The 19,458-nt window shown below is 67.2% G+C and carries 17 protein-coding genes and 3 tRNA genes; 6 read left to right on the top strand and 14 right to left on the bottom strand.

The annotated features are described in order from the left end of the window. Nucleotides 1-268: 268 nt before the first annotated feature. Together ACIA8G_RS19385 and ACIA8G_RS19380 are read left to right on the top strand one after the other, a co-directional pair. On the top strand, nt 269-1,507 hold the full coding sequence (locus tag ACIA8G_RS19385; RefSeq protein WP_396419938.1) for a cytochrome P450: 1,239 nt from the start codon (nt 269-271) through the stop codon (nt 1,505-1,507). Between the two features lie 350 nt (nt 1,508-1,857). Further along, on the top strand, nt 1,858-2,487 hold the full coding sequence (locus ACIA8G_RS19380) for a hypothetical protein (protein ID WP_396420544.1): 630 nt from the start codon (nt 1,858-1,860) through the stop codon (nt 2,485-2,487). A gap of 1 nt (nt 2,488) precedes the next feature. On the opposite strand, the gene ACIA8G_RS19375 is transcribed toward ACIA8G_RS19380, so the two are convergent. The 6 genes from ACIA8G_RS19375 to ACIA8G_RS19350 all read right to left on the bottom strand — a co-directional run bounded on the left by ACIA8G_RS19375 (nt 2,489) and on the right by ACIA8G_RS19350 (nt 8,037). Beyond that, the gene (locus ACIA8G_RS19375; protein WP_396419937.1) at nt 2,489-2,698 is read right to left on the bottom strand and encodes a hypothetical protein; all 210 of its coding nucleotides are present in this window, start codon (nt 2,696-2,698) and stop codon (nt 2,489-2,491) included. A 328-nt stretch (nt 2,699-3,026) separates the two neighbouring features. Next, a complete protein-coding gene (locus ACIA8G_RS19370; protein WP_396419936.1) occupies nt 3,027-3,857 on the bottom strand; it encodes a PhzF family phenazine biosynthesis protein in 831 nt (276 codons plus the stop codon). Between the two features lie 11 nt (nt 3,858-3,868). Then, nucleotides 3,869-4,669 (bottom strand): MBL fold metallo-hydrolase, encoded by an 801-nt coding sequence (locus ACIA8G_RS19365; RefSeq protein ID WP_396419934.1) that lies wholly within the window; start codon nt 4,667-4,669, stop codon nt 3,869-3,871. 8 nt (nt 4,670-4,677) lie between these two features. Beyond that, nucleotides 4,678-5,517, bottom strand: coding sequence for a fumarylacetoacetate hydrolase family protein (locus ACIA8G_RS19360; protein WP_396419932.1), 840 nt, complete (start codon nt 5,515-5,517; stop codon nt 4,678-4,680). A 15-nt stretch (nt 5,518-5,532) separates the two neighbouring features. Then, complete coding sequence (locus tag ACIA8G_RS19355) at nt 5,533-6,828, bottom strand: amidohydrolase family protein (protein WP_396419931.1); 1,296 nt, start codon at nt 6,826-6,828, stop codon at nt 5,533-5,535. Between the two features lie 27 nt (nt 6,829-6,855). After that, on the bottom strand, nt 6,856-8,037 hold the full coding sequence (locus tag ACIA8G_RS19350; protein WP_396419929.1) for a trans-sulfuration enzyme family protein: 1,182 nt from the start codon (nt 8,035-8,037) through the stop codon (nt 6,856-6,858). 148 nt (nt 8,038-8,185) lie between these two features. Here ACIA8G_RS19350 and ACIA8G_RS19345 point away from each other — a divergent pair, with 148 nt between their 5' ends. Beyond that, nucleotides 8,186-8,629 carry an Lrp/AsnC family transcriptional regulator gene (locus tag ACIA8G_RS19345; protein WP_396419927.1) on the top strand — a complete coding sequence of 148 codons (444 nt, stop codon included), beginning with the start codon at nt 8,186-8,188 and terminating at the stop codon, nt 8,627-8,629. A gap of 460 nt (nt 8,630-9,089) precedes the next feature. Further along, entirely contained in the window at nt 9,090-10,307 is a 1,218-nt protein-coding gene (locus ACIA8G_RS19340; protein ID WP_396419926.1) for an IS110 family transposase, read from the top strand. A 119-nt stretch (nt 10,308-10,426) separates the two neighbouring features. Here ACIA8G_RS19340 and ACIA8G_RS19335 read toward each other — a convergent pair. The 4 genes from ACIA8G_RS19335 to ACIA8G_RS19320 form a co-directional block, all read right to left on the bottom strand. Continuing rightward, nucleotides 10,427-10,500 (bottom strand) — tRNA-Lys (locus tag ACIA8G_RS19335). A gap of 75 nt (nt 10,501-10,575) precedes the next feature. Beyond that, on the bottom strand, nt 10,576-11,193 hold the full coding sequence (locus ACIA8G_RS19330; protein ID WP_396419925.1) for a lysoplasmalogenase: 618 nt from the start codon (nt 11,191-11,193) through the stop codon (nt 10,576-10,578). 102 nt (nt 11,194-11,295) lie between these two features. Continuing rightward, complete coding sequence (locus tag ACIA8G_RS19325) at nt 11,296-12,066, bottom strand: hypothetical protein (protein WP_396419924.1); 771 nt, start codon at nt 12,064-12,066, stop codon at nt 11,296-11,298. 360 nt (nt 12,067-12,426) lie between these two features. Next, nucleotides 12,427-12,500, bottom strand: a tRNA-Lys gene (locus ACIA8G_RS19320). Between the two features lie 282 nt (nt 12,501-12,782). On the opposite strand from ACIA8G_RS19320, the gene ACIA8G_RS19315 reads away from it, so the two are divergent. Further along, nucleotides 12,783-13,919, top strand: coding sequence for an Ig-like domain-containing protein (locus ACIA8G_RS19315; RefSeq protein WP_396419922.1), 1,137 nt, complete (start codon nt 12,783-12,785; stop codon nt 13,917-13,919). A 169-nt stretch (nt 13,920-14,088) separates the two neighbouring features. Here ACIA8G_RS19315 and ACIA8G_RS19310 read toward each other — a convergent pair whose 3' ends face one another. The 3 genes from ACIA8G_RS19310 to orn all read right to left on the bottom strand — a co-directional run bounded on the left by ACIA8G_RS19310 (nt 14,089) and on the right by orn (nt 16,619). After that, nucleotides 14,089-15,714: an ABC-F family ATP-binding cassette domain-containing protein gene (locus ACIA8G_RS19310; protein WP_396419920.1), complete on the bottom strand. Its 1,626-nt coding sequence runs from the start codon at nt 15,712-15,714 to the stop codon at nt 14,089-14,091. A gap of 160 nt (nt 15,715-15,874) precedes the next feature. Further along, nucleotides 15,875-15,947: transfer RNA gene (locus ACIA8G_RS19305), tRNA-His, on the bottom strand. A 66-nt stretch (nt 15,948-16,013) separates the two neighbouring features. Next, complete coding sequence (gene orn / locus ACIA8G_RS19300; RefSeq protein ID WP_396419918.1) at nt 16,014-16,619, bottom strand: oligoribonuclease; 606 nt, start codon at nt 16,617-16,619, stop codon at nt 16,014-16,016. A 72-nt stretch (nt 16,620-16,691) separates the two neighbouring features. Here orn and ACIA8G_RS19295 point away from each other — a divergent pair, with 72 nt between their 5' ends. Beyond that, nucleotides 16,692-18,215, top strand: coding sequence for a helicase HerA-like domain-containing protein (locus ACIA8G_RS19295; protein ID WP_396419916.1), 1,524 nt, complete (start codon nt 16,692-16,694; stop codon nt 18,213-18,215). On the opposite strand, the gene ACIA8G_RS19290 is transcribed toward ACIA8G_RS19295, so the two are convergent. Continuing rightward, on the bottom strand, nt 18,147-19,421 hold the full coding sequence (locus ACIA8G_RS19290) for an MFS transporter (protein ID WP_396420543.1): 1,275 nt from the start codon (nt 19,419-19,421) through the stop codon (nt 18,147-18,149). The two genes, ACIA8G_RS19295 and ACIA8G_RS19290, sit on opposite strands and share 69 nt — an antisense overlap. Nucleotides 19,422-19,458: the final 37 nt, after the last annotated feature.

Genomic DNA, 19,458 nt, shown 5'->3' with positions numbered 1-19,458 from the left:
TCGACCGGGTTCTGCGGGCAGGCGACACCGCGCTCGTCGATCTCCGGTACGGCACCAGGTGGGAGTTGGGCTAGCGGCCTGCTCGCAACACCCCAGCGCGACGACACGTGGTTGCTGAGCGACGACTCGCCGAACGTCAACGGCGCCGTGCTCCCGAGTGACGGAGGCTGGTCCGCCGCATGAGCGTCGTCGCACTCGCGGTCAGGATCCCGCCTCCCGGCCCCCTTCTGCACCCCCGCATGCTCATCACCGCAACTAGGAGCGACCAATGACTGTTCCGGACTACGACATCGCCAAGAACGCCCGCTGCCCGTTCGACCCGGCGCCCGCCATGAGCGCACGGCGGGCGGATGCACCGGTGACGAGGGTGCGGCTGTGGGACGGCAGCGAACCGTGGCTCGTGACCGGCCACGCCGAGCACCGCGCCGTGCTGGGCGACCCGCGCGTGAGCGTCGACCATTCGCGGCCGGGCATGCCGGTCACGACCCAGGGCGCGGCCACCAGGCCCAGCGAGGCGGAGATGGCGCAGATCGCGGCGCTGCTGAAGGACCGCCGCCGGCCCGGTATGAGCTTCATCATGATGGACGAGCCCGACCACACCCGCCTGCGGCGCATGGTCAGCTCCACGTTCATGGTCAAGCGGATGGAGGCGATGCGGCCGGCAGTGCAGAAGATCGTCGACGAGTTCCTCGACCGGATGCTGGCCGGCCCCAACCCGGCCGACCTCATGGAGACGTTCGCGCTCCCCGTGCCGTCACTGGTGATCTGCGACCTGCTCGGCGTGCCGTACTCAGAGCGCGAGTTCTTCCAGCGCAACAGCAAAGCCATCATCAACCGCACCTCCACCGCGCTACAAGCGCAGATCGAACTGACCGACTACCTCGACGGTCTGATCGGCGAGAAGCTCGACCGTCCCGGCGACGATCTGCTCTCCGACCTGGCCGACCGCATCAAGGCGGGCAAGCTCGAACGCCACGAAGCCGCCGACATGGGCGTGCTGATGCTCTTCGCGGGTCACGAGACGACCGCGAACATGATCGGCCTGGGCACCCTCGCCCTCCTCCAGCACCCCGACCAGCTCGCCCTGCTCCGCGACACCGAAGACCCGGCGGTCGTGGCGTCGGCCGTCGAGGAGTTGTTGCGGTACCTGACCATCGCCCACGGCGGGCTGCTGCGCGTCGCGACGGCAGACCTCGAACTCGGTGGCCAGACGATCCGGGAGGGCGACGGCATCCTCGTCGTGAACGAGACCGCCAACCGCGATCCCGCCGTCTTCGCGGACCCCGACCGCCTCGACCTCCGCCGCGATGCCCGCCACCACGCGTCCTTCGGCTACGGACCGCACGCCTGCGCCGGACAGCCGCTCGCGCGGATGGAACTGCAGGTCGTCTACCCGACACTGCTCCGGCGCATCCCGACCCTGGGTCTCGCGACCGGCCTGAACGAGATCCCGTTCAAGCACGACGGGTTCGTCTACGGCGTCTACGAGCTTCCCGTGACTTGGTGACGTCGCGGATTGCGTGGAGAACCCCAAGTCGGCGCTGAGGAGCAGGAGAATGAGTATGAAAAAGCAGAGAAGCAGGTAGAGACATATCTCTACCTGCTTCTCTGGAGTACGCCGCCAGGGACTCGAACCCCGGACCCGCTGATTAAGAGTCCTCGGGTGGGCCTTGACGGAAGTGTCGGCTGATGTCAGCGAGTGCCGTTTCCGCACCTCAGGTCCAGGATGCATCGTGCGTTCATGCCGCGCCGTGTCACTCGGTGTCGTCGCAGGCCGCGGTTCTCGGGCTCGGTTCGGGCTCGCATAGCGGGAACTCCAGCGTGCTGCAGGACGCCGCTAGGGCGGTCACGGTGATCATGGCGACGGTGGTTGGATTGACCTTCCTGTTCGGATTCGGCAACGTCCTGAGCCTTGCCTTGCGGCTGGGCGTGCCAGTCTGGGGCGCACCGCTCATCGCGCCCGCGGTCGACCTGTCGATCCTCGGACTGCTGCTGGCGACGAGATATCTCGCCCTTCACGGAGCGTCGACTGAGGTCTTGCAGCCGTTGCGACGGTTCACCCTCTTTGTCAGCGCCGTGACGCTGGCGCTCAACGTCGCGGATCCGCTCCTGTCTGGCGACTACGGGAAGGCCGCGTTCGACGCGGTCGGTCCGGTGTTGCTGATCGGCTGGGCGGAGGTGGGGCCGGGCATGCTGCAGTCGATCTCTCTGATCGCTAGTGGCCCGCGAGCGGAGATCGCCCCGGCTGAACACGGCCAGGGCAAGCTCGACACGATCGGCGTCGGGGAGGCGGATGATCTCTACCGTGCTCGGCAGGCGGATGCCGAGCACTGGTCGGTCCACATGCGACCGATCTCCGCAGACACACTTCGCATCGAACTCGGCGTTGGCATGGATCGCGCGCGAGACCTGGTCATTGCTCTTCGTGCTGAAGTTGCTGCCGTCGTTTCTGCTCGGGCCGGGGTAGCGGCCGAGGTGCCCAGCTAGGCTAGGCCGCCGTGGCGATCTTGAGGGTGTTGTCCGCGCCGAATTTGCTGATCTGATCGTTCAATGCCCTGATGGCTGGCGTCTGGGCAAGATGACGCTGTGTGATGGCGAACTGGTGGAGGAGATCCGCACTCAGTTGCCATGTCACGACGCGCGAGGCTTCAGAGGTGGTATCAGCGTTGAACTCGGCTTTGGCTGGTGCGACGAGCATCGACCTAAGCCGGTACCCCGGATGTCTGCGCCAAGGCTCTCCAGCGCTGGGGTCATGGTCTTGACCTGGTCCGCGACGTTGGCCTTAGGTGATCACCGGTTGTGCTCATGCCACCTTCCTGAGCGCTTCTGCTTGAGATGGCGGACAAGCGCGAGCGCAGAGAGTGCGCGAACTGGTCGCTGATCGACCGTGCGAAGTACACGCCCTCCGTATCCCAGATGTCGCGGAAGACACCGTCACCGCATCGAAGAACCGGTCCTGTTCGGCGAGGTCGCCGCGCGAATGAGGACAGGGCGGCGCCCGTGGGGTGACCCGCCAGAAGCGTTGTCTAAGTCAGGGTGATGCCGCTGATGAGCGTGCGTGTGGTCCCGCCGATCCAGATCGTGCCATCCGAGTCGGGGGTGATGGTGATGTCCGCGGCTCTGCCCAGCCGTCGTCCTTGGGATACGCGGTAGCCGCGGTTCACCGCGCCGGTGCGGAAGAGCCACTGCCCGACTCCGGCGTTCATGCTGCCGCATGCCGGGTCTTCGGGAACTCCGGCGCCTGGTGCGAAGGTACGCATCTCGAAGGCGTGCTCCGACTCGGCCGGGTGCGCGCCGATCGCGCCGACCATCGCGTGGGGGATCTGTCCGAGGTTCGGTTCCAGGTCGATGACCTCCTGGGCGGTCGCGAGCCTGATGACGGCCCAGCCGGGGCCGTTGTCGACCCACTGGTGGCCGAGTACTTGTTCGTGGCTGATCCCGAACGCCTGAACGATCTTTCCCAGGTACTCGGCTTCGATCTCGCCGGTGCGGCGCGTGGGCGGCGCGGCGAAGGACAGTGTTCCCCCTCGGCGTTGCACTTCGACCAGTCCTGTCGCGCATTCCTGCACGACTCGGTCACGTACGACCTCGTTGTGTTCGAGCCATGCGTGCGCGGAGCCGAGGGTGGGGTGTCCGGCGAAGGGCAGCTCGCCGCCTGGGGTGTAGATCCGCAGTCGGTAGTCCGCCTCGTGGGTGGTGGGCGGCAGGACGAATGTGGTCTCGGACAGGTTCGTCCACCGCGCGATGCGCTGCATCGTCTCGTCATCGAGCCCGTCGGCGTCGAGGATCACGGCGACCGGGTTGCCCAGAAAGGGCGTAGGGGAGAACACGTCGACCTGTGCGAACGGGCGTGGCATGAGCAGACCTTTCAGCTGAACCAGCGTCGTCCTTGTCCTGCAAGGACTCGGCCGAACTGCAGTTCGGGGAAGTGCGCTCCCGCGCCGAGGGTCACGCCGTCTTCCAGTTCGCGGAACAGACGCTCGCGAACCTGCCGGGCGAGTGCGGGATCGACGTCGCCCATCGACTGCCAGGTGGGTTCGTCGAGCTGGACCGGGCACACGATCGCGTCCCCGAGCAGCAGGGCCCGCTGTCCGCCAGAGGCGATGATCACGCACAGATGCCCAGGCGTGTGCCCTGGTGTCATCGTCAACGTGATGCCGTGCGCGATCGTGGTGTCGCGCTCGACGGTCCGAACTCGGCTGCGATAGGTGAGCAGACCGTGGCGGATGTGCTCGGCCATCGCGCCGTGTTCGCTTGCCACGAAGTGGTTCCAGTCGCCGGCTCCGAACCAGATGGTGGCGTGCGGGAACACCGGGGATGCGGCCAGGTCGAAAAGCCAGCCGCAGTGGTCGGAGTGCAAGTGGGTGCAGACGACGTCCGTGACGTCGGACGGAGAGACCCCGAGGGCGCGCAGCCCGAGGGGTAGCTGTCCGCCGATCAGGAACCGGCGCGGACCCGCGTCGTCCAGGTCGGGACCCATGCCGGCATCGACGAGAACTGTCCGGTCGCGTGTGCGCACCAGGAAGCAGCCGATGGGCAACCACGCCATACCGTGCCTGCTGAACAGGTCCTCGTGGCCGTCAGGGCGGGCGTGCTCGCCGAAGTAGGCGGGAGAGGCCCGAAAGATTCCGTCGGTGAACGGGTGGATCTCGATGTCGCCGATCAACATGCTGTTCCTCAGCGGACTCGGTTGCGCAGTGTGCCGAGGCCGGTGATCGACACCTCGACGACGTCACCGCTGCGCAGGAAGGCTGGCGGGTCGTAGCTGAGACCGACCCCGGCAGGTGTTCCGGTCGCGAGCACGTCTCCGGGCAACAGCGTGATCCCCGCGGACAACGTTGCTATCAGATCGGGCACGTCGAAGATCAAGTCCTTCAGGCTCGCGTGTTGCCGTAGCTCGCCGTTGACCTTCGTCCTGATCTCCAGTGCGGCGACGTCAGGGACTTCGTCGGCAGTCACCACGTATGGACCCATCGGGCAGAACGTGTCCAGCGACTTGCCCACAAGCCATTGCTTGTGGGCGTGCTGCAGGTCGCGTGCGGTCACGTCGTTGACGATCGTGTAACCCCACACCTGAGCTCCGGTGCCGATGATGACGGCCAGCTCGCCCTCGTAGTCCACTTCGGACGTCACAGCGGGATGGCGATCGATCTCCGTCCCGGTACCGATGACTGCGGTCGTTGCCTTCGAGAAGATCACTGGCCGATCTGGCAGCCAGTTCCCGATGCCGTAGTCGCTGTCTTCGTACTCCGTGACGTGGTCGTGGTAGTTCAGCCCGACGCAGAAGATGTTGCGACGGGGCCGGGGAATCGGCGCCAGTACATGCACCTTTTCCAGTGGCAGCTCCGTCCCGGTTCGGGCATCGAGCAGCGGCCGAACAGCGTCCCACTGCTCGATCGCGCCGAGCAGTCCGCCACCATCGGGCAGCAGGTGGGTCACGTCGCGGACGACCTCGCGGTCGAGGTCGACCACGCCGACACGCTCACCCGCTTGTGAGGAGAAGGTCACCAACTTCATCGGCAGTACCTCGCCTTACTCGCTTGCCGTCGGACGCCAGGTGCCGTCGAGGCCGACACCTGCGGCCGCGGCGATCCGGTCGCGCGATGCCAGCAGCCGGGCCTTCAATGCAGGCACGTCCACGCCAACCAGTGCGCCGTCGCGCTTGACCACGCGTCCGGCCACCAGCACGGTGTCGACCAGGCCGGGGTGACCGGCCGCGACGATCGTGCCCGCAGGGTGGTTGAGCGGGAACACGCTCAGGTCGTCGGCGCGCAGCAGGATGACGTCGGCGTCCTTGCCGGGGGTGAGGCTGCCGGTGCGCGAGCCGAGCCCGCACGCGCGGGCGCCATCGACAGTGGCGAACTGCAGGACGTCACGTGCCTGTAGTCCTCCGTCCAACCCTCGCTGCACGGAGAACGTCGTGCGCATGGTCGAGAACATGTCGCCACCGACCGCCGGGCAGTCGTCGATGGACAGCGTCGGCCGCAGGCCCGCAGCGAGCATGCGCCCGGTCTCAGGCCAGCCGAAGCCCATTTTCAGCTCGACGTCCGGGCTGATCGACACGGACGCGCCCGCGTCGGCGATCATCCGCAGTTCGTCGTCGTCGAGCCCGTTGGCGTGCACGAACGTCGTGGTGTCGCCGAGCACGCCGTGCTGGAACATCTCGGCGATCGGCCGGGCGCCGGACAGACCGTCGACGTGCACGCTGATCCGAAGGTCGAGCTCGTTGGCCAGCTTCACGTCGTTGACCACCAGGTCCATGGTGGCCTCTCCGGGGCCGCGCATGGCCAGCGCCATCGTGACCAGGCCGTCGTCCGGAACCTCGGCCCGTACCCGGCGGATCTCGGCGTCGATCCGGTCTGTTGTGCGGTAGCCGGCGCCGTAGCCGAAGATCGACCGTGCCGGCGCGTCACGCAGGCCGGCGAGCGCCGCGTCGGCGTGCGCGGGCGTCTGTGCGGCGTGGAACCAGTCGAGCATGGTGGTGATGCCGGAGTTCAACGCCTCCAGGCGGCCGACGAGGTTGGCGAGATAGACGTCCTCGGGCTGGTATTCGGGCTTCACGGTGCCGTGAATCGCGGCCACGTAGTCGGCGAAAGTCCAGTCGGTGCCAAGCCCGCGGAACTGCGTTTGCCAGGTGTGCCGGTGGGTGTCGACGAAGCCGGGCATGACGATCCGCCCTGTCGCGTCGATGACTTCGGCGTCAGGTGCGTCGATCCGTTCGGCGACCGCGGTGATCACACCATCGGTGATCAGCACGTCGCCTCGAGCGAGATCGCCGGTCGCCGGATCCATTGTGAGCACGGTGCCGCCGGTGATCAGGGTCTTCATCGCGTGAGCTCCACTTCGGGTTGTTCGTCAGGCGCTGATCGCGGCGATCTCGTCGGCCGCCGCCATGACGTCGGCGACCAGGTCAGCCGTGTCCTCGGTGCCCGCGGCCAGCCGGACCAGGCCGAGCGGCACGCCGGACTCGGCGATCTGCTGAGCGCTGAGCATTCCTCGCCACATCGATGCGGGGTGTACGGCGAGCGACTCGACTCCGCCCAGGCTCGCCGAGCGCCGCGAGTACTTGAGCCGTCCCAGGAACGCGTCAGCCGCGTCGAAACCACCGTTGAGCTCCAGGGCGAGCACACCGCCGAAGCCGCTCATCTGCTTGCGCGCCAACTCGTGCTGCGGATGGGAGGGCAGGCCGGGATAGTGCACCTTCGCGACAGCCGGATGATTCTCCAAGGCTTCCGCGATCGCCAGTCCGTTGGCGTTGTGCCGTTCCACCCGCAACGGCAGGGTTCGCATGCCGCGCAACAACAACCACGCGTCGAACGGCCCGAGTGTCGCGCCCGTGAGCACTCCGGTGTCCCAGATCCGGTTCAGGATCTCGGCTGGCCCGGCCAGCACCCCGGCGGACACGTCGGTATGACCGTTGAGGTACTTGGTCGCGCTGTGCCAGACCACGTCGATGCCGAGATCCGCCGGCCGTGAGTTCAACGGCGTGGCGAAAGTATTGTCCGCCAACGTGATCACGTTATGCGCCTTCGCCAGGGCCGCGACCCCGCTCAGATCGGTGACCTGCAACAGTGGATTGCTCGGCGACTCCACGAGTATCAGCCGCGTCTTCGGGGTCAGCGCCCTCTCGAACGCCTCCGAGTCGGTCTGATCCACCACAGTCGTCGAGATTCCCAGCCGCGGCAACAGGTTCAGCAACACCGACGCTGTTCCACCGTAGGTCGCCTTCTGCCCGATGACGTGATCACCGGCAGACACCAGACCCAGCACAGACGTGGTGAGCGCCGCCATCCCGGACGCCGTGACCATCGCGGTCTCAGTGCCCTCCAGCTCCGCGACCACGGCGGAGACCTGCGCGTGGTTCGGGTTGCCGTAGCGGGTGTAGAAGTCCTTGCCGCGTGACTCGGCCGCCACCCGAGCGAACGTGTCCGCGCAGTCGGCCCAGAACGTTGCCGTCTGATAGATCGGCGGGGCCACGGCGTGGCTGGGGTGAACGTTGCGATCGGCGTGTACAGCAACCGTGCTGGTGCCGGCCATGGTGGTCCTCCCGTCCTGTGTGACAGGAACCAGCCTGGCTGTCGTGCAGGTCGCTTGGCGGCGAAGGTGGCAATCTTGGCACTTAATTGCGCGCCCATGCAGCAATCAGATTGCGAGATATCCCGACTCGGAGCAATAATCTGCCAGCATGGATGAAGTGGACCGTGCGATCCTGACCGTGCTCCAGAAGGATGGCAAGATCAGCAATGCCGACCTCGCCGAGCGAGTGGGCTTGTCCCCGTCGCCGTGCCTGCGGCGCGTTCGCCGCCTTGAAGATACGGGTGTGATCCGGGGCTACCAGGCGATTGTCGACCCCACGGTTGTGGACCGCGGCCTGCGTGTGATCGCTGGTGTCCGGTTGGCGCGTCACTCCCGCGCGGATGTCGTCGCGTTCGAACGCGCGATCGTCCAACTGCCCGAAGTGGTCTTCACGCATCACGTCACCGGCAACTTCGACTACCTGCTTCAGGTCGAGGTCGCCGATCTGCCCGCTTACGAGGCCTTCCACGCGAACAGGCTCGCCAGCCTTCCCGGCGTGGCGACCGTGAACAGTTACGTCACGATGAAGACACTGCGCACCGGCAGTGCTTGATCAAGGACCACCAGCTCACCTGGAAGCGCCCGGCCTGACCTGGAGAGAGCCGCCTGGGAACTGAACTCCGTTCGGTGAGTGCGCCAGCTGCGGCGCAGGCCGAGGGATCGTGCTGTGGAGTTAGTGCCTGCTGCACGCCGACCGAAATGGCGGTCGACCCAGGCGTCAAGGTGGCCGAGTCCGCTGCCGGATGCGGCTGTCAGTGACTTGCATCCGATCATTGGGCCGAAGCCGTGTCGGCGGTGTGAGGCGGAACGATGGCGGCGACGGTTGCCGGTGGGTGAGCACTGGGTTAAAGCGGGTTTGTGAGTCCTTCCCGAGACGCGTGCGCTTGCTGGTAGCTGGGGATGAGCGACCGCTAAGGGATGTCGTGCCCACCTGGCGCTGGTGTGAGCACATCACCAATACCTGCTGGCGTTCTCCCGCTGATCGTTGTCGTCGAGGCGTGGAGGTATGTGACGTGTTGTTCGTCGGTGATGATTGGGCTGAAGGTCATCACGACATCGAGATCATGGACACAGACGGCAAGAAACTGTGCGGCACACGATTGCCTGAAGGTGTCGAGGGCGTCCAGCAGTTACATGCGTTGATCGCCAACCACGCCGACGGCGGGCCTGAGCAAGTGTCGGTCGCGATCGAGACTGACCGCGGGCCGTGGGTGACCGCGTTGGTTGCCGCAGGCTATCGAGTGTTCGCGGTCAATCCGCGCCAGGCCGCTCGGTTCCGGGAACGGTTTGCGATGTCCGGGGCCAAGAGCGACGCCGCGGACGCACACACCTTGGCGGACATGGTGCGCACGGACTCACACCAGCTGCGTCAGGTGGCGGGCGACAGCGAGCTGTCGGAAGCGATCAAGCTCCTCGCGCGCACGCACCAGACCTTGATCTGGGACCGTCAACGACAGGTCGCTCGCTTGCGCGCACAGCTGCGCGACTTCTTCCCTGCGGCACTGGCCGCGTTCGGCGAAGACCTCGCGGCAGGCGAGGTGCTGAACCTTCTCAAGCGAGCTCCTGATCCGGACTCCGCAGCGCAGCTCTCGCGGTCGGAGATCTTGGCCGCGCTGAAGCGAGCAGGCCGGAAGCGGCTCGTCGATGAGCGGGCCGAGCGAATCCACGCGGGACTCAGTTCGGAGCAGCTCCGCTTGCCCGCCGTTCTGCAAGGCGCCTACGCGATCACCGTTCGCTCACTGGTGCGCGTGATCGTCGCGCTTGTCGACCAGATCAAGGCGATCGAGGCCCAACTGGTGAAACGTCTCGGCCGGCACCCTGACACGGAGATCTACCTGTCGCAGCCGGGCATGGGCGAGATCGTGAGCGGCAGGGTGCTGGGTGAGTTCGGTGACGACCGCGCCCGCTATGCCGGGGCGAAGGCGCGGAAGAACTACGCTGGCACCAGCCCGGTCACGATCGCGTCCGGCCGCAGGAGCACAGTCAACGCCAGACACGTCCGCAACCTGCGGTTGATTGATGCGCTGATGCGTCAGGCCATGTGCGCCCTGAGGAGTTCACCGGGCGCGCGGGCGTACTACGACCGCCAACGTGCTCGAGGCGTGCCGTACAACGCCGCACTGCGGCACGTCGCCAACCGGCTCGTCGGCATCCTCCACGGCTGTCTCGCCACCCGCACTACCTACGACGAAGCCACCGCCTGGGCCCATCACCTCGGCCGGGCTACCTAACTTCCAGGGATGTCTCGGGCTCGCAAACCATGATCCACAGCGAAGAAACGGAGAATGAAGATGAGGTCGCAAAAAGCAAAAAAGCAGGTAGAGACGAATCTCTACCTGCTTCTCTGGAGTACGCCGCCAGGGACTCGAACCCCGGACCCGCTGATTAAGAGTCAGCTGCTCTAACCAACTGAGCTAGCGGCGCTTGTTTGTGTGCCGGAGGCTTGCTCGTTCCGACCGGAAGAACGTTAGCACAGGGCTACCGCCGGGTTCACGCGGGTTACCCGGCGGACGGCTCGTCCTGCGCGAACCCCGTGTGGATGAGCCACTGCGCCGCCGTGTAGGTCGGCATCACGCCGGCCGATGCCACTCGCGCCGCGCGTCCTTTGAGGACGAACCGGCTCGCGCCCAGCAATGCGTCCGACACCGCGAACAGTGCCGCACCACCGAAAATCCGGCGTGCGCCACGGCCGCGGGCGGTCGAGGCGGCGGCGACCATCGTGCCGAGGGTGAGGGCGTAGAGGCCTACCGGACGGCCCATCGGGCCTGCCGCGCGGGCGAACACCGCCGCGCCCGCCGCCGACGCGGCGACGATCGGCACTACCGCCCTGCGCGAGCCCGGCTGTGATCGGCGGGCCAGCGCCGCGGTGTAGCCGACGTGGGCCACCAGGAAGCTGAAGAGGCCGGTGCGGAACGCGCGGTCCGACTCGCCGAGCAGCGCCACGTCGCCCGCCCACGAGCCGGCGAGACCGACGGCCATGCCTGGGTTGCGCGGTGGGCTGGCCACTGCGAGCACCGGCATCAGCGCCGTTTTCGTCGCCTTGCGCACGGCGCCGACTCCGCATGCCGCCAGGATCGAGTCTGCGATCGCGGCGGTCGCGTACGCCTGCTTCTTCATGGTCACCTCTCGCTGCCGGGCGGGGTCAGTATCAGCCCTTCGCCGAAACGCGAAAGGCCCCCGACCGGCGTGCCGGTCAGGGGCCTCGTCACATCAGGTTGATCAGCCGATCAGGCGGGTGCCCTGCCAGCCCCAGCCACGCTCGGTGCCGACCCACTTGCCGGGCTCACTGCTGCCATCCCAGGCGAACTCCATCAGGGTGCCGTCGGTCCGGATGATCGTGAAGTGGTCAGCGTCGCCGCCCGCGATCAGACGGATCCAGCGACGGTCGCCGCCCTCGTAGAACTCCTGCAGACCGCTCGTGGTGTCGACCCACCAGGAGAGCGAGTTGAGCGTGTCACCCTTGATCTCGATGAACATGTACGGGTCGAGACCCGTGATGCTCTTCGTGCCGCCCCAGCCCTGGCCGCGGACGACCTTGGAGAGGCTGGTGCCGTTGATGGTCCAGTAGGCGAGCTCGCCCTGGTTGTTGATCTCGATGAACTGGCCCGCGCTGATGCCGGTGATCAGGCGCGCGTTGTTCCAGCCCCAGCCGATGACGACCTCGGAGTAGGAACCGCCGTTCCACGTCCACTTCGACAGGCGGCCGTCACCCTTGATCTCGATGAAGTTCTGCTCATCGAGGGTGGTGATGGTGCGGGTGCCGCCCCAGCCCCAACCGCGGACCTGCTTGGCGTAGCTCTCACCGGCGCGCTGCCAGTGCACGAGCTCGTTCGCACCGTTGATCTCGATGAACGACTGGCCGTTGGTCGTGGCAAGGCTCACACGGTCGTCGCGCTCGACGCCCTTGAAGGTCTTGCTGTCCCCCTGCGCGAGGCTCGGCGACGTACCGGCGATGGTGACCATCACCGCGAGGCCGAGCACAGTTGCCATTGCACGCTTGAAACGCATGATTCGACTGCCCCCATAACAATCAGTCGTTTACTAGACGATGACCATCCTGGCGTGAGATCGCGCAGGTCACAACACATTTGTGCGCTATGTGAAACATGCGCGACGCACGGAGCGATGGAGGGGGTACGCGGTACTCCGCCCGCTGTCGCAAGGAAGATCAACGCCGTGGCGATCCACTTTGGAGCCTGAGTCGACGCGTGCGGCGGGCTGGGACGGCACCGTCCCTCGTGGACTTGACGTCTCTTTGCCGCCTTCGCGGGGTGGCGGCAAAGAGGAGCAGAAAACAGGCACAAATGCAGAGAAGCAGGTAGAGACGAATCTCTACCTGCTTCTCTGGAGTACGCCGCCAGGGACTCGAACCCCGGACCCGCTGATTAAGAGTCAGCTGCTCTAACCAACTGAGCTAGCGGCGCTTGTTTGTGTGCCGGAGGCTTGCTCGTTCCGACGGGAAGAACGTTAGCACAACGCTCGAGTACGATCCCAATCGGCTGGTCAGCCCTGGTGCGGGGTAGATCGGGCGCGTAACGATCCGGCCACTCGCGCAACTTCGGACCCCCTTGTGTCGTCCCCTTGTTGGGGGACGCCAAAACGACATCGTGCAGGCCGTCTCGGGAGCGGGCGACAACTAGATCGGAAGTACGTCGATGGGGATGTGGGGCAGACGCGGTCGTGGGGTGGTTGCAGCGGGACTCGCTGTGATCCTGATCGCAGGCTGTTCGGGCACTGGTGCGGGGGAGAACGGTGCCGCGGGCTCGTCATCGAGCGCTCCGCCACCGCTGCCGAAGCCCGTGACGCTCACGCTGGCCTTGAACGACGGTGCGGGCGATGTTTCGCCTGGACTGCCGGTCATCGCGACGGCGGCGGACGGCAAGCTCACGGAGGTCGTGCTGACGAACCCCGAGGGCAAGGCCGTCGAGGGGAAGCTGAACGAGGAGAAGACCCAGTGGACCAACACGGAGCCGCTCGGGTACTCGAAGACGTACAAGCTGAGCGCCACGGCGGTCGGTGAGGACGGCAAGCCGCAGACGAAGGTCTCGTCGTTCAACACGGTGAAGCCGCGGACGCTGACCTACGTGTCGACGAACCCGCAGGACGGCAGCACGATCGGCATCGGGCAGCCGCTGGCGTTCTACTTCGACGAGCCGGTCACGGACAAGGTCGCCGCGGAGCAGATGCTGGAGATCACCACCGAGCCCAAGGTCGAGGGCGCCTTCTACTGGTTCAACAAGAAGGAAGTGCACTGGCGGCCCCAGAACTACTGGGCCACCGGCACGAAGATCACGATGCACGTCAAGGTCTACGGCAAGCACGTCGGCGACGGCATCTACGGCCAGGAAGACCGTGTGATCAAGACCACCGTGGGCGACGCCGTGGTCCACGAGGCCGACGGGCAGGCGCACCAGGTCGTGACGAAGGTCAACGGCCAGGTCGTGCGCACCATGCCGACGTCGATGGGCAAGCCCGCCGACGCGACGCCCACCGGCACCTACGTGCTGATGGAGAAGCACGCCCACATGATCATGGACTCCACGACGTACGGCCTCGCGCTGGAGAACGGCGGCTACAAGACGCCGGTCGACTGGGCGTTCCGCATGTCGAACAGCGGCATCTTCTTCCACAGCGCGCCGTGGTCCGTGGGCGACCAGGGCCGGCGCAACGTAAGTCACGGCTGCCTCAACCTGTCGCCGGAGAACGCCAAGTGGGTCTTCGACAACAGCAAGCAGGGCGACATCGTCACCGTGAAGAACTCCGGCGGCCCTGCGCTCGAGTCGTGGGACGGCTTCGGTGACTGGCAGGTCCCCTGGGACCAGTGGGTCAAGGGCAACCGTTGATGGTGCCGTGACCGCCGACCTCCGCCGCGTCTTTCGGCGCTCAGCAGGGCGCCTCGCGGCACCGGCCCCGCGCCCCCGTACAACCAGTACGGGGACGCGGGGCCGGCACCACGATGCACCCGTCTGAACACCGAAATACGAGGCAAAGGCCGACGGTCACGGCACCAGCTCAGGAAACCGTCACCTGGCCGCCCTCAACGGCCAGGTGACGGTTCACCTGCACCGCTTCGAGCATCCGCCGGTCGTGCGTCACGAGCAGCAACGTGCCGGGGTAGTTCTCCAGCGCCGCCTCCAGCTGCTCGATCGCGGGCAGGTCGAGGTGGTTCGTCGGTTCGTCCAGCACCAGCAGGTTGACCCCGCGTCCCTGCAGCAACGCCAGCGCCGCCCGCGTCCGCTCACCCGGTGACAACGACGCGGCCGGCCGCATCACGTGCGCCGCCTTCAGGCCGAACTTCGCCAGCAACGTCCGCACGTCGGCGGGGTTCATCTCCGGCACGGCCTCCTGGAACGCGTCCACCAGCGGCAGTTCGCCCAGGAACAGCCCGCGCGCCTGGTCGACCTCGCCCACCACGACACCGGAACCCAGCGTGGCGTAGCCGGAAGCGAGCTCCACGCGGCCCAGCAGGGCGCCGAGCAGCGTCGACTTGCCGGCGCCGTTCGCGCCGGTGATCGCGACCCGGTCAGCCCAGTCGATCTGCAGATCCACCGGGCCCAGCGTGAACGTTCCGCGCGACACCACCGCCGCGCGCAGCGAGGCCACCACGGCACCGGAACGCGGAGCCGCGGCGATCTCCATCCGCAGGTCCCACTCCTTGCGCGGCTCCTCGACCACGTCCAGGCGTTCGATCATGCGGTCGGTCTGGCGGGCCTTCGAGGCCTGCTTCTCGGTGGCGTCAGCGCGGAACTTGCGGGCGTTCTTGTCGTTGTCGGTGGCCTTGCGGCGGGCGTTCTTCACGCCCTTGTCCATCCACGCGCGCTGCATGCGACCCCGCGCCTCCAGGGCGGCCTTCGTGTCCGCGAACTCCTCGTAGTCCTCGCGGGCGTGCCGGCGCGCACGGTCGCGTTCTTCCAGGTACGACTCGTAGCCGCCGCCGTACAGGTTCACCTGTTGCTGGTGCAGATCCAGTTCCAGCACCTTGGTCACCGTGCGGGCCAGGAACTCGCGGTCGTGCGACACCAGCACGGTGCCCGCGCGCAGGCCCGTGACGAACTTCTCCAGCCGCTCCAGGCCGTCGAGGTCGAGGTCGTTGGTCGGCTCGTCCAGCAGGAAGATGTCGTAGCGGCTGAGCAGCAACGACGCCATGCCCGCGCGCGCCGCCTGGCCGCCGGACAGCGAGGTCATCAACGCGTCGAGGCCCACCGAAAGGCCCAGGTCCGACACGACCTCCAGCGAGCGTTCCTCCAGGTCCGCGCCGCCCAGCGCGAGCCAGCGGTCCAGCGCGTCGGAGTAGCCCTCGTCGTTGCCGGCGGTCAGCGCCTCGGTGGCGACGTCCAGCGCCCGTTGAGCCTCGGCGACACCCGTCCGGCGCGCCAGGAAGTCCCGCACGGTCTCGCCCTCGCGGCGCTCAGGCTCCTGGGGAAGGTGGCCGACGTTCGCGGCAGGCGGGTTCAGCGACACCCGGCCCTGCTCGGCGGGGATCAGGCCCGCGAGGGTGCGCAGCAGGGTCGACTTGCCCGCGCCGTTGACCCCGACCAGCCCGATGACGTCGCCGGGGGCGACCACGAGGTTGAGGTCGGAGAACAGGACGCGGTCACCGTGACCCGTGGAGAGGTCCTTCGCGACAAGGGTGGTCATGAACGCTCCGCCAGCACATGGGAATGGGCCTGCGTCGGCGCGCCACGCAGGCCGGGGGTCCGGGGGCGTGCCCCCGGCTGGGGTCTGGGGGCTTGGCCCCCAGAAACACAACGAAGCCGGACTACGTCTGCGCATTTTGCAGACATAGTCCGGCTGTCAGGGTGAGTGACGGGACTTGAACCCGCGACACCTGGGATCACAACCCAGTGCTCTGCCAGCTGAGCTACACCCACCATCACCGGTCCGTGACCGGCGACAACAGCATAGCAATGAGCAACACTGATATTGAAATCAGGGGGTCAGTCGGCGTTCTTGAGCAGCTCAGCGGCCACGGCCTGGGCCTGCTCGGTCGACGGTCCCGGCTGCGGCACGAACGCGGTGCGCCGGTAGTACGCGAGCTCCCGGATCGACTCCTTGATGTCCGCGAGTGCCCGGTGCGCGAGCCCCTTGCCCGGCTGCGCGTAGTAGATGCGCGGGTACCAGCGCCGGCACAGCTCCTTGATCGACGACACGTCGACCATCCGGTAGTGCAGGTGAGCGTCCAGCGCGGGCATGTCGCGGGCGATGTAGCCGCGGTCGGTGGCGATGGAGTTGCCCGCCAGCGGCGCGGTGCGCGGGTCCGGGACCCACTCCTTGATGTACGCCAGCACGGCGGCCTCGGCCTCTTCCAGCGACACCGTGGAAGCGCGCACTTCTTCTGTCAGACCCGACTTGGCGTGCATCTCCACCACGACGTCCGGCATCGAGGCGAGCACGTCGTCATCGGCGTGGATGACTATGTCCACCCCTTCGCCGAGCACGTTGAGCTCGGCGTCCGTGACCAGTGCCGCGATCTCGATCAGAGCGTCTTTGCCCAAGTCGAGTCCGGTCATCTCGCAGTCGATCCACACCAGACGATCCATCACGCCCCGAACATTACTGCGCGACGCCTCAACTTCGAGTGGCGGTGTGCAGCAACCTGGTTACGCTCCTCGTGCATGACGGCTCAGTCTGAGATCGCTGCTGGATACAAGTCCGAGAGCGCGGCCATCGAACTGGGTGCCGTGCTGGTCGACGGGCAGGTGGAGTCGACCGCACACGTCCGCATCCCGCTGGCCATGGTCAACCGTCACGGACTTGTCGCGGGGGCAACGGGTACCGGGAAGACGAAGACGCTCCAGCTGCTCGCCGAGCAGCTGTCGAACAACGGCGTGCCGGTGCTGATGGCGGACGTGAAGGGCGACTTGTCCGGTCTGTCGCAGCAGGGCCAGGAGAGCGACAGGACCAAGGCCCGCGCCGCGGACACCGGCGACGACTGGCAGGCGCAGTCGTACCCGACGCAGTTCCTGTCGATCGGCACGGGCGGCATCGGCGTCCCGCTGCGGGCGACCGTCACGAGCTTCGGGCCGATCCTGCTGTCGAAGGTCCTCGGCCTGAACGACACCCAGGAGTCGACGCTCGGGCTGATCTTCCACTGGGCGGACTCGAAAGGTCTCCCGCTGCTCGACACCAAGGACCTGCGCAGCGTCATCCAGCACCTCACCAGCGACGAGGGCAAGGAGGACCTGAAGGGCATCGGTGGCGTCTCGAGCTCGACCGCCGGGGTCATTCTGCGGGCGCTGGTGAACCTGGAGGCGGCGGGCGGCGAGAAGTTCTTCGGCGAACCCGAGCTGGATCCGGCCGACCTGATGCGGCAGCGCGACGGCAAGGGCGTCATCAGCCTGCTGGAGCTGGCCGAGCTGCAGGGCAACCCGGCGTTGTTCTCCACGTTCCTGATGTGGCTGCTCGCCGAGCTCTTCGAGACGTTGCCGGAGGAAGGTGACGTCGACAAGCCCAAGCTCGTGTTCTTCTTCGACGAGGCGCATCTGCTGTTCTCGAACGCGTCGAAGGCGTTCCTCGACCAGATCACCCAGACCGTGAAGCTCATCCGGTCCAAGGGAATCGGCGTCTTCTTCTGCACGCAGCTGCCGACCGACATCCCGAACGACGTGCTGTCGCAGCTCGGCGCGCGCGTTCAGCACGCGCTGCGCGCCTTCACGCCGGACGACCAGAAGGCGTTGTCGCGCACCGTGAAGACGTACCCGACGACGCCGCACTACGACCTGGAGAAGGCGCTTACCTCGCTCGGCATCGGCGAGGCGATCATCACCGTGCTGAGCGAGAAGGGCGCCCCGACGCCGGTCGCGTGGACCCGGTTGCGCGCACCGCGGTCGTTGATGGACACCATCGGCAACGACGCGATCAAGCAGGGCGCGGCCCAGAGCGATCTCCACGGCAAGTACTCCGAGACGGTCGACCGCGAGTCGGCCTACGAGCAGCTGGTGCAGAAAGTCGCGCCGCCCCAGCAGGAAGAGGGACAAGCCCCGGAGCCTCCCCAGCAACGCCAGGAGAAGGAGGAACCGGGGCTCGTCGAGAAGGTGCTCGGCAACAGTGCGGTGAAGTCGTTCCTGCGGTCAGCCGGCAGCGCCCTGGCGCGCGAGATCACGCGGGGCATCTTCGGGACTTCGCGCAAGCGACGCTGACAGCACCGCCGCGCCGAGGCAGAGCGCGCCCGCGACGTACCAGGCCAGGTCGTAGCTGCCCAGGTGGTCGCGGGTGAGCCCGGCCGCCGAGGCCGCGACGGCCGCGCCCAGCTGGTGCGACGCGAACACCCAGCCGAACACCACCGGGCCGGACATGCCGAAGTACTGGCGGCACAACGCGACCGTGGGCGGCACCGTCGCGACCCAGTCCAGGCCGTAGAAGATGATGAACACCAGCATCGACGGGTGCGCGCTGGCCCCGAAGAGCTGCGGCAGGATCATCAACGACAGGCCGCGCAGCGCGTAGTAGCCCGCCAGCAGCAGCCGCGAGTCGACCTTGTCGGTCAGCCAGCCGGACACGACCGTGCCCACGATGTCGAACACGCCCACCAGCGCGAGCAGGCCCGCGGCCGTGGTCGTCGGCATGCCGTGGTCGTGCGCGGCGGGGATGAAGTGCGTGCCCACCAGGCCGTTCGTGGAGGCACCGCAGATCGCGAACCCGCCGGCCAGCAGCCAGAACGGCCTGGTCTTCGCCGCCGCGCCCAACGCGGTCAGCGCGCGCCGGGCCGCGCCACCGGCCGGCGGCGGGGGAGTGTCCTCGGTCGCGCCGAGCGGCAACAGCCCCACGTCCCGCGGGTACTCGCGCAGGAAGAACGCGGCCAGCGGCACCACGGCCAGCGCGGCGATGCAGATCGTCAGCGACGCGGCCCGCCAGCCGTAGGCAGCCGACAACCACGCCACCAGCGGCAGGAACACCAGCTGACCGGCCGCGCCACCCGCCGTCAGCACGCCCGTGACCAGCCCGCGGTGCTTCACGAACCAGCGTCCGGTGATCGTCGCGACGAACGCCAGCGCCATCGACCCCGTGCCCAGCCCGACGACGACGCCCCACAGCAGCACGAGCTGCCACGACGTCGTCATGAACACCGTCAGCCCGCTGCCGATCGCGACCATCGTCAGCGCGAAGGTCACCACGATCCGCACGCCGAACCTGTCCATCAGCGCGGCCGCGAACGGCGCGGTCAACCCGAACAGCAACAGGTTGATCGAGATGGCGAGCGAGATCGTGCCGGTCGTCCAGCCGAACTCCGCCCGCAACGGCTCGATCAACGCGCCCGGTGCCGCGCGGAACGACGCGGCACCCACCAACGCAACGAACGACACCCCAGCGACCACCCAGGCCCAATGCAGTCTCACGGCGACCAGGGTGCGTGCTGGTGGACCTGACAACCAGTGGCCTGAC

Origin of the sequence: Lentzea sp. NPDC051213 (genome assembly GCF_044455585.1) — a bacterium.
In the GTDB taxonomy this organism is placed as follows: Bacteria; Actinomycetota; Actinomycetes; order Mycobacteriales; family Pseudonocardiaceae; genus Lentzea.
This window is presented reverse-complemented; position numbering and strand designations above follow the sequence as displayed.

Bases quoted from the DNA above. Each gene is read 5' to 3' on its own strand.
- ACIA8G_RS19385 (WP_396419938.1), top strand. From the start codon at position 269: ATGACTGTTCCGGACTACGACATCGCCAAGAACGCCCGCTGCCCGTTC.
- ACIA8G_RS19380 (WP_396420544.1), top strand. From the start codon at position 1,858: ATGGCGACGGTGGTTGGATTGACCTTCCTGTTCGGATTCGGCAACGTC.
- ACIA8G_RS19375 (WP_396419937.1), bottom strand. From the start codon at position 2,698: ATGCTCGTCGCACCAGCCAAAGCCGAGTTCAACGCTGATACCACCTCT.
- ACIA8G_RS19370 (WP_396419936.1), bottom strand. From the start codon at position 3,857: ATGCCACGCCCGTTCGCACAGGTCGACGTGTTCTCCCCTACGCCCTTT.
- ACIA8G_RS19365 (WP_396419934.1), bottom strand. From the start codon at position 4,669: ATGTTGATCGGCGACATCGAGATCCACCCGTTCACCGACGGAATCTTT.
- ACIA8G_RS19360 (WP_396419932.1), bottom strand. From the start codon at position 5,517: ATGAAGTTGGTGACCTTCTCCTCACAAGCGGGTGAGCGTGTCGGCGTG.
- ACIA8G_RS19355 (WP_396419931.1), bottom strand. From the start codon at position 6,828: ATGAAGACCCTGATCACCGGCGGCACCGTGCTCACAATGGATCCGGCG.
- ACIA8G_RS19350 (WP_396419929.1), bottom strand. From the start codon at position 8,037: ATGGCCGGCACCAGCACGGTTGCTGTACACGCCGATCGCAACGTTCAC.
- ACIA8G_RS19345 (WP_396419927.1), top strand. From the start codon at position 8,186: ATGGATGAAGTGGACCGTGCGATCCTGACCGTGCTCCAGAAGGATGGC.
- ACIA8G_RS19330 (WP_396419925.1), bottom strand. From the start codon at position 11,193: ATGAAGAAGCAGGCGTACGCGACCGCCGCGATCGCAGACTCGATCCTG.
- ACIA8G_RS19325 (WP_396419924.1), bottom strand. From the start codon at position 12,066: ATGGCAACTGTGCTCGGCCTCGCGGTGATGGTCACCATCGCCGGTACG.
- ACIA8G_RS19310 (WP_396419920.1), bottom strand. From the start codon at position 15,714: ATGACCACCCTTGTCGCGAAGGACCTCTCCACGGGTCACGGTGACCGC.
- ACIA8G_RS19295 (WP_396419916.1), top strand. From the start codon at position 16,692: ATGACGGCTCAGTCTGAGATCGCTGCTGGATACAAGTCCGAGAGCGCG.